General features: G+C 67.1%; 9 protein-coding genes. 1 reads left to right on the top strand and 8 read right to left on the bottom strand.

Going from position 1 to position 7,164, the window contains the following annotated elements:
- Positions 1-340: 340 nt before the first annotated feature.
- Positions 341-1,030: an alpha/beta fold hydrolase gene (locus ACFXGJ_RS15375; protein ID WP_378621345.1), complete on the top strand. Its 690-nt coding sequence runs from the start codon at positions 341-343 to the stop codon at positions 1,028-1,030.
- 345 nt (positions 1,031-1,375) lie between these two features.
- On the opposite strand, the gene ACFXGJ_RS15370 is transcribed toward ACFXGJ_RS15375, so the two are convergent.
- The 8 genes from ACFXGJ_RS15370 to ACFXGJ_RS15335 form a co-directional block, all read right to left on the bottom strand.
- Positions 1,376-2,473, bottom strand: a complete 1,098-nt coding sequence (locus ACFXGJ_RS15370; protein ID WP_378621343.1) for a low temperature requirement protein A — start codon at positions 2,471-2,473, stop codon at positions 1,376-1,378.
- A 91-nt stretch (positions 2,474-2,564) separates the two neighbouring features.
- On the bottom strand, positions 2,565-2,864 hold the full coding sequence (locus tag ACFXGJ_RS15365; protein ID WP_378621339.1) for a nuclear transport factor 2 family protein: 300 nt from the start codon (positions 2,862-2,864) through the stop codon (positions 2,565-2,567).
- A gap of 194 nt (positions 2,865-3,058) precedes the next feature.
- The gene (tatC, locus tag ACFXGJ_RS15360) at positions 3,059-3,982 is read right to left on the bottom strand and encodes a twin-arginine translocase subunit TatC (protein ID WP_378621337.1); all 924 of its coding nucleotides are present in this window, start codon (positions 3,980-3,982) and stop codon (positions 3,059-3,061) included.
- An 85-nt stretch (positions 3,983-4,067) separates the two neighbouring features.
- The gene (gene tatA / locus ACFXGJ_RS15355; RefSeq protein WP_378621334.1) at positions 4,068-4,319 is read right to left on the bottom strand and encodes a Sec-independent protein translocase subunit TatA; all 252 of its coding nucleotides are present in this window, start codon (positions 4,317-4,319) and stop codon (positions 4,068-4,070) included.
- 71 nt (positions 4,320-4,390) lie between these two features.
- Positions 4,391-4,717: a Sec-independent protein translocase protein TatB gene (tatB, locus tag ACFXGJ_RS15350; protein WP_378621331.1), complete on the bottom strand. Its 327-nt coding sequence runs from the start codon at positions 4,715-4,717 to the stop codon at positions 4,391-4,393.
- Between the two features lie 4 nt (positions 4,718-4,721).
- Positions 4,722-5,195 carry a hypothetical protein gene (locus tag ACFXGJ_RS15345; RefSeq protein ID WP_378621351.1) on the bottom strand — a complete coding sequence of 158 codons (474 nt, stop codon included), beginning with the start codon at positions 5,193-5,195 and terminating at the stop codon, positions 4,722-4,724.
- Positions 5,196-5,278: 83 nt separating this feature from the next.
- The gene (locus ACFXGJ_RS15340; protein ID WP_378621329.1) at positions 5,279-6,247 is read right to left on the bottom strand and encodes a metallophosphoesterase family protein; all 969 of its coding nucleotides are present in this window, start codon (positions 6,245-6,247) and stop codon (positions 5,279-5,281) included.
- The gene (locus tag ACFXGJ_RS15335; RefSeq protein ID WP_378621326.1) at positions 6,244-6,759 is read right to left on the bottom strand and encodes a cupredoxin domain-containing protein; all 516 of its coding nucleotides are present in this window, start codon (positions 6,757-6,759) and stop codon (positions 6,244-6,246) included. The genes ACFXGJ_RS15340 and ACFXGJ_RS15335 overlap by 4 nt, the downstream gene beginning before the upstream one ends.
- Positions 6,760-7,164 lie beyond the last annotated feature (405 nt).

Below are 7,164 nucleotides of genomic sequence, written 5' to 3'. Positions count from 1 at the left end.
GCACCGAGTGCGGTGCCCGGCGGTCTCGAACAGCCCGGTCGGCACAGGGGCGCGACCGCTCTCCATGTGCAGGTTCGAAACCCGACAAAAGGTACTGCAGCAGTTCAGGTTCCGACACTTGGCCTGGGCCGGTGTTCCGGTAAAGCCCTCGCACAGTGGGTGACCGGCTTAGAATCGGCGACGGTGTCGTCGCCCACATGTGCTCGCAGCGCGGCCGAGTGATCGGCCATCGCGAGGGGTCGTCGTCACGCATCCATGTCATCGATCGACGCAGGAAATTGACGTCCGAGCCCAGCCTCCAGGCGTTCCCGTTCCTTGGGGGCACGAAGGAGAGATGACCATGAGCAACCCCACCAAGTCGGTCGTGCTCGTCCACGGCGGATTCGTCGACGGATCCGGATGGAAGGGTGTCTACGACATCCTGACCGCCGACGGGTACTCCGTCAGCATCGTGCAGAACCCCACGATCACGCTGAACGGAGACGACATCGCGACTTGCCGGATCCTCGACCGCCAGTCCGAACCCGCCGTCCTCGTCGGCCACTCGTACGGCGGCGCGGTGATCAGCCAGGCAGGCACCCACGACAACGTCTCCGCACTCGTCTACGTGACGGCCTTCGCCCCGGACGCGGGCGAGTCCGTCGACACCCTGATCGGCACCTTCCCGACGGATGGGCCCCAGCCGCCCATCCTTCCGCCGGAGGGCGGGTTCCTTGCCCTCGACCGTGAGAAGTTCCACGAGTCGTTCGCCGGGGACCTCTTCCCGCGGGACGCCGCGTTCATGGCGGACTCCCAGGTCCCCTGGGGTCTCGAGGCGCTCGGCGGTGTCGTGTCGCAGCCGGCCTGGCGCAGCAAGCCGAGCTGGTACCTCGTCGCCTCCGACGACCGGATGATCCCCCCGTCGGCGCAACGGACGATGGCAACACGTATGGGCGCGAACATCATCGAAACGGCGGGGAGCCACGCGGTCTACGTCTCCCGTCCTCAGGCGGTCGCCGATGTCATCAAGCGCGCCGCCAACGAATCCTGACCACTGCAGAGCAAGGGTGCGCACGCTACCGCATGGTCCTGACGACGTGAAGGTCAATCAGGCGCCCATGTCAGGGAATTTCGGCGGGTACTGGGCCGCGAAGTCGGCAGATGTGGAAACGGCGGAGTAGCTCACCGCCATGTCGACTGCGTCGGCACCGAGCGGCGTGTGCGTGGGGAGCTCTTCCTGATGGATCAGGCGCAGAGGATGCTTGTCGCGCGGTCGGGATCGCCTGCCGGTTCGGCGGGGCGCACGAGCGCGGTGGAGTTCGGCCTCAGCAGGTCGGCGTATCACGGACCCTCGGGTGGTCGCGAGTCGAGCATCGGGTATCTCGCGGCCGTGGTGCTACCGGCGCGCAACCGCCACTCCCCACGGAATTGAGTACAGGGCAACGAGAATCAGACTGAGTGCCAGCGGAGCAGGGCGCACGGCGCCGAGCGCGAGAGCGGCTACCGCGGCTGCGCCGCAGGCAACCGCGAGTGGACGGTAGTGGCCCGGCCGAACCGACCAGTCCTTCAGAGTGGACGCCAGCACCATCGTGGTGCACAGCGTGACAGCGGTGCCCGCACAGAGCATCCACGACGCAGCAGCGGGCGTCCGCGCGTCGTGCGCGTGATCGACCAACCGGGCAATCGCCGCACCCATCACGGTGATGGCCATCGTCAACGGCAGGTGGGCCATGATCCATGAAAGCGTGGCTGCACGACCCGGTCTCGGCGGCCGGCCTCCCGCGAAATCGAAATAGCTCCACCACGCCCCGAATCCGACCACGACGGCGACGAGCCCGACGGCCAGAGTGAGGGCGTCGATCGGACCTCCATCGAGCCCAGCGACCACGCCGGCCACCGTCTCGCCCAGGACGATGATGATGAACAACCCGAATCGTTCGATGAGCGCGTCGGTGATGGTGAGCGTCGCGGCCCGCACAGGGGTGGCCGTCAGGACCATCAGCGCGAAACCGACCAGGTACGCAACCGCGAGCATTGCCCAGACCAGCATCCTGACATCGGTGGGTAACGCCGCACTCGCCAGCATGACCGCCGAACACAGTGCGGTTCCTGCGACGAAAATCCGACTGGCACGACGGTATTCGGAAGAATCTCGGCGTGACGCCAGCGTCCACAGGCCGGCCAGCAACGCGAACAGCACTCCCGCGGTGACGGCGAACGCACCACCGCGGTCACCACCGGCTCGCGAGATGCACGCGCCGAAGGGAACCAGCACCAGGATCTGCAGCAGGAAGGTGCTGCGGCCGCGGGCGTCCTCGCGGCCGTGCAGCTCGTGGTGCAGGCTGCCGTTGAGCCAGGCGATCCAGACGATGGTGAACACCGTCGCGAACTCGCCCAGCCCCCGCCAGTTCGGACGCTCGGCCAGAAGGAGCGCGGTCTGCGCCACCAAGGTGACGACGACGAGGTCGTAAAAGAGCTCGAGTGGGCCGACCACACGTTCTCGAGGCTGCTCACCGTGGGTGCGGGGTGGCCTCCACAGGCGCCCACGTAGCCGCGCCCACTGCTTCTCGTAGGGGGCCATCAGGTTACGGGTTGCCGGTGCGGGTTTCGGTCCAGTCGACCATCAGCCGGCGCTCGGCGAACAACCAATTGCCCTCGTGCCTGACGAACTCGTCGAGGTAACGGATGGAGGCGATCATCAGTGTGCGGCGCCCGCTGTCGTCGATGGACACGTGGTGGGCCAGGCAGTAGCTTTCGCCGGTCGCGCGGTTGCCGTCGATCGTGACCGTGCTCTGACCGTTGAAGTGCGTCGTCGCGTGGTAGGCGTCACGAATGGCGAGACGGTCGGCGGCGGCCTGTGGCGAGATCGTCGAGTCCGAGTTCATCGATGGCCCCTTCGTTTCTGCCCCCGAACACCCCTGACCATTGTCGGAGAAACACTCGTTGGATGTGGACACAATGGCGTAGCACCGATGGAGACGGCTCCTGATGCATCGCCGATACCGGGAACCTCAGACCGGCCTTCCGACACGTCACGGTGTCGCTCGCGGATCCGAAAACTTCGGTCGCGGGGCAGGTCTCACACGGTATCCTGGCCGCCGATCCTCTCGACCGCTGCGACGGGCTCGGGTGCGCGCAGGTCGGATGCCGCGTCGTCGCCGACCGTGCTCCAGCCTTCGCTCGCCTCCCGCTTCGCCTTGCGCTTGTCGTGCACGCGCGCGATCTGGACCGCGCCCTCGCACAGAACGGTGAGCACCGACGCCAACGCGAGCATCGAGAACGGGTCCTGGCCTGGCGTCGCGGCTGCGGCGAAGACGAACAGCCCGAAGATCAGGCCGCGCCGCCATTCCCTCAGCCGTGTGTAGGTGAGGGCGCCGACGAAGTTGAGCGCGACGATCAGCAGTGGTATCTCGAAGCTGACCCCGAAGATGACCAGCAGGTTGATCATGAAGCCGAAGTACTGGGTGCCGCTGAGCGCGGTGACCTGGACGTTGTCGCCGATGGTCAGGAGGAAGCGCAGCGCCTTCGCGAGCACCAGGTAGGCCAGCGTCGAACCGGCGATGAAGAGCACGGAGCCTGTCGAGACGAATCCGATCGCGTATCGGCGTTCCTTCGGGTGAAGGCCCGGCGTGATGAACGCCCAGATCTGGTACATCCACATCGGGCAGGCGAGCACAATGCCGGCCGTGAGACCGACCTTGAACCGGAGCATGAACTGCTCGAACGGTCCGGTCGCGAGTAGCCGGCAGGTGCCGTCGACGGTGAGGGCCGCGCGCGCGTCGGGTGGCAGCGCACAGTAGGGGCCGCGCAGGATCTCGCCGAGGCTGTCGACGTCGAGAATCGGGTGCGAGTACCAGACGACACCGACGATCGTGGCGATCAGGACCGCAGTGAGCGAGATCAGCACCCTGGTGCGCAGCTCCTGCAGGTGCTCGACCAGCGGCATGGTGCCGCCCGGATCGGCGGCGGTTCTCCGACGGAGCAGCTCGAACGGGTTTCGCACGATCGCCTTCTGGTGATTGGTCGGAAGCCGCCCGTTCGGGTGATCCCACCCGGACTGCGGCGGGGGGAACGAAGCGACGAGCGATTCAGGGCTCGGGGTCTGTGGGTTCGGGCGTCGGCGCGGGCTGCGCAGCGGAGGGGCGCGGATCACCTGGGGTGGAGACGGGAGCAGTCGCCGGGGAGGCGGTTTGCTCGCGCTGCATCTCCTTCATTTCGCTGGTGAGGATGCGAAGCGACTGTCCCAGGCCGCGCGCTGCGGAAGGTAGCCGCTTCGAACCGAACAGCAGCATGAGGACCACGATCACGATCGCCCAGTGCCACGGGCTCATTGTGCCCATGTCGTACCTCCCGAATTTTGGGTCGTCGGTCGAGGGTCAGCGAGACCCTCACAGATAGATAGGGGCGCGGGTTACACGTCCTCGTCTCGGTCGTCCGGCGCATCGCTGGCAGGCGCAGTGGGGCCGGCGATGCTCCCCTCGGACTCGTGAGGGGTCATGACGATTCGTGGCGCGATGTCCGGGTGCCGAGTGGGCTGCGGAAGCACCCGGCCGAGCTCGTCCAGGGCGGGCCGCAGCTCGTCCCGCAGCTGCTCGGTGGCGCCGCTGGCGTAGTCGCGCGCACGGCGCAGGAATTGCAGCGACTGGTGCAGTGCGCCGGGTAGTCGTTCCGGGCCCAGCACGACGAGGGCTGCGACGAACAGGACAACGATCTTGTCCCAGCCGATATTGCTGAACATGGGGTCACGCTCCCGCTCTGCTCCGGTTCGGCGGCGGCGGCTGCGGTGCGGACGGCAATCGATCGACGCCACCCGACCGGCTCGTCCGGCTTGCACGCCGCGACCGCACATGGATCAGGACCGAGACGGCGCACAAGAGGACGGTGGCGAATTCAGCGGCGACGCTGACCGCCGCCCTCGGCGCGGGTTGCCAGCCGATCTCGGTGAACCCGAAGATGCCCACGGTGCGCGACAACACGAACGCCGCCAACGCGGCGACACCGAGACCGCCCGCAGCGATGCGCAGCGTGAGCGGGCCTCCCAGCAACAGCAACACCGCAAGCGCGAAGGAGGCGGCGGCCTGCAGCAGGAACGACGGCCCGATCAGATGGATGTAGCGGTAGCCGCCCCGGTACAGGTCGAAATGGATGTAGCCACTGATCGCGACCGACACACAGATCCCGATGCGCAGCAACAGATCCGGGAGGGTGCGCCACATCGACCCGCTGTACCGGCCGTCGGTCGCCGCGTCTGCAACGACGGTGGACGACTCCTTCTCGAGCGTGGATGTCCGGGTGAACTTCATGTCAGGGCCTGATCCTTGATCGCGAGGGTCTGCCGACCCTTCACGTAGCCGACTTCCCGGATGCCGAGGGCGCCGTGCAGTTTCCCGGCGGGCAGGGTGACCGGTTTCGGTATGGCGGCCGGGCCGCCCTCGCCGGGCCTCGGCAGCGGGTAGGCGGTGGTGGTGCCGCTGTAGAAGGTGATGTTGCCGTCGGTCTTGGTGAACAGTTGATGGACGTGGCCGTTGAGGCAGGTCACCGACGAGAAGCGCCGCAGATAGCTCAGTGCCTGGGTGGCGTCGTCGGTACCCCACCCCCACTGCGGGTACATCGCGAACAATGGGATGTGGCTGAACACGACGATCGGGGTGTCGGCGGACAACCCGGCGACATCGTTCTTGACGAAGTCGAGTTGGTCCTGCCCAAGGTGGCCCAGCTGCTTCAAGTTCAACGTGTTCACCAGGGCGATCACGTGCACGCCGGCGGTGTCGAAGCTGTACCAGCCGTCGCCGCGGGTGCCCTTGCCGAACGCGTCCCGGTACCGCTGGCCGCCGTCGTCAGTGGAATCGTGTTCGCCGGGCACAGTGAAGATGTGTGGCGTGTCGAGCCCGGTCATCATCTGCTTGACCTGGTCGAACTGCTCCGGGGTCGCGAGGTGGGTGAGGTCACCGGTGTGGATGACGAAGTCGGGGGTGTAGCCGAGCGAGTTGACCTGTCCGATCGCCTCGGTGAAGGTGTCGGTGACGTTGCTGTTCGCGGTGCCCTGGAAGCCGATGTGGCTGTCGCTGATCTGGGCGAACCGCAGGGTCGGACGGGTCGTCGGGGTGGCCGGGCTGGTCGCGGCCCCGGCGACATGGGAGAGGACCTCGCCACCGACGACGGTCAACCCGACCGCGGCACCGAACCAGGCGGTGTGTCGCATGAGCTGGCGCCGCGTCATGGTGTGCGGGTCGCGCGGATCGGTGTGTTCGGGCGGGGAGGTGCTCATGGCGTCACCACGACGGTCGCGTGCATGAACGGATGGATCGAGCAGACGTAGTCGAAGCTGCCCGCCTTGGTGAAGGTGAAGGCGAAGGTGGCTCCGGCGCCCATCCCGGGTGAATGGAAGCTGCCGTCGCTGCTGGCGACGGTGTGCGGTTCCTCGTCCTTGTTGGTCCAGGTGACCGTCGTCCCGACGGGCACGGTGACCGAGGATGGCACGAACGCGAAGTTGTCGATGTTCACCGCGTTCGCGGTCGTGGGCGCCGCTGCGGGACTCTGCACGGCAGCCGGCATGCCGGACATGCCCGGCATCCCGGGCATCCCAGGCATCGCGGTGCCGGGCGCGGTTCCGCCGGGCATCCCCGGTGTCTCGGTGCCGGAAGCGAAGTCGAACGTCGGTGGTGAGTTGTCGGTCTGCGATGCCGTGTCGGATCCGGCGCAGGCGCTCAGGATCAACGCCGCCGCGGCGCCACAAGCCGTGGTCGCCAACGCATGTCGTCGTTCCAAGGACAGTCTCATGAGTCTGGTTCTCCGATCCCCGTCGTCTCCCGCCGGGTGCGGGACGTTCACCGATAGATAGGGACCGGGGTTACACGGGTCGCGTGGTTGCGGCGCCATGACGACGCGGTTCGTACTGCGATCGGAGTTGTCCGCGAAGTATCGACCTCGCCCGTGCGTACGCGGCGTCGGCGTGGGCAGCGGAGTCGGCCGAGTCGGGGCCGCCGTCGGCGGCTAGCTGCTCGAGCAGCCGGCCTTTCGCCTGATGCCATGCAGCGGCGGCTTCGACGTCGGTGTCGGGGCCGGGGCGCCGCATCGCCAGTCGAGACATCTCGATCAGCGCGTTCATCGTTCGCCCGCCGTTTCCATCGGTCCGTGATCATCCGCTGACGCGGATCGTTCACCAATGGATAGGGGAGCGGGTTA

Origin of the sequence: Rhodococcus sp. NPDC059234, assembly GCF_042754225.1 — a bacterium.
GTDB lineage: Bacteria > Actinomycetota > Actinomycetes > Mycobacteriales > Mycobacteriaceae > Rhodococcus_G.
The sequence above is the reverse complement of the archived record's forward strand: the minus strand, read 5'-3'. Positions and strand labels throughout refer to the sequence as shown.